At 49.9% G+C, this 1,334-nt stretch carries 1 tRNA gene and 2 rRNA genes; all 3 read left to right on the top strand.

Annotated elements, in window-relative coordinates:
• Positions 1-214: ribosomal RNA gene (locus FYJ80_RS11615) — 16S ribosomal RNA — on the top strand; the annotation flags it as partial.
• Between the two features lie 157 nt (positions 215-371).
• Positions 372-445, top strand: a tRNA-Ala gene (locus tag FYJ80_RS11610).
• Positions 446-492: 47 nt separating this feature from the next.
• Positions 493-1,334: ribosomal RNA gene (locus FYJ80_RS11605) — 23S ribosomal RNA — on the top strand; the annotation flags it as partial.

The raw sequence follows: 1,334 nt of genomic DNA, 5'->3' as shown, positions 1-1,334 counted from the left end.
ATGAAGTTGGAATCGCTAGTAATCGCGCATCAGCATGGCGCGGTGAATACGTTCCCGGGCCTTGTACACACCGCCCGTCACACCATCCGAGTCGGAGGTACCCGAAGTCGCTAGTCTAACCGCAAGGGGGACGGTTCCGAAGGTACGTCTGGTGAGGGGGGTGAAGTCGTAACAAGGTAGCCGTACCGGAAGGTGCGGCTGGATCACCTCCTTTCTAATAAGAAAGGTATAAAGCAGAAAACCTCACAGATTCTGCTACAATTAATAGGACGTTGTCCGTTAGGTGAAAGACCTAACAAAGAAAATAGAAAGACCTCAGGATGAAAAAAAATAAACTCTCTCTCTTTTCAATCGCTTATCGAAAGAAGAATGGGGGCATAGCTCAGTTGGCTAGAGCGTCGGCTTTGCAAGCCGGATGTCCGGGGTTCGAGTCCCCGTGCCTCCAAGAAGATTTTTGAAAAGAAAATAGCGTAGGAACGAAAAAGATAATATGGTCAAGCGAAAAAGGGTCTACGGAGGATGCCTAGGAGCTGCCAGGCGAAGAAGGACGTGATTAGCTGCGAAAAGCCGGGGGGAGGAGCCAATATCCCACGATCCCCGGGTCTCCGAATGGGGTAACCCGTTTGTCTGGATGACAAACATCTATACATGAATCAATAGTGTATAGAAGAAAGACGCAGGGAAGTGAACCATCTAAGTACCTGCAGGAAAAGAAATCTACTGAGATTCCCATAGTAGCGGCGAGCGAAGTGGGAAGAGCCCAAACCAATTATAGCAATATAGTTGGGGTTGTAGGACATATCTTGAGCGCAAGCTCGTGAAGTAAGAAAACTAAAGGTTAGCAGAACTGTTTTGGGAAAGCAGACCAAAGAGGGTGAAAGTCCTGTATGCGAAAACCTGAAGACTTCATGGGATATGATCCTGAGTACGACGGGACACGAGGAATCCTGTCGGAAGCAGGGGGGACCACCCTCCAAGGCTAAATACTCGGCAGCTACCGATAGCGCATAGTACCGTGAGGGAAAGGTGAAAAGAACCCCGGGAGGGGAGTGAAAGAGAACCTGAAACCGTAGACTTACAAGCGGTCAAAGCCAAGCAATTGGTGATGGCGTGCCTTTTGTAGAATGAGCCTGCGAGTTACCGTATGTAGCAAGGTTAAGGGATAGGAGTCCCGGAGCCGTAGGGAAACCGAGTCTGAATAGGGCGCTAAGTTGCATGCGGTAGACCCGAAGCCAAGTGATCTATCCATGGCCAGGCTGAAGCCTCAGTAAAATGAGGTGGAGGGCCGAACCTAAATCCGCTGAAAAGGGTTGGGATGAGCTGTGGATTGGAGC

The organism is Bullifex porci (assembly GCF_009695635.1).
In the GTDB taxonomy this organism is placed as follows: Bacteria; Spirochaetota; Spirochaetia; order Sphaerochaetales; family Sphaerochaetaceae; genus Bullifex; species Bullifex porci.
This window is presented reverse-complemented; position numbering and strand designations above follow the sequence as displayed.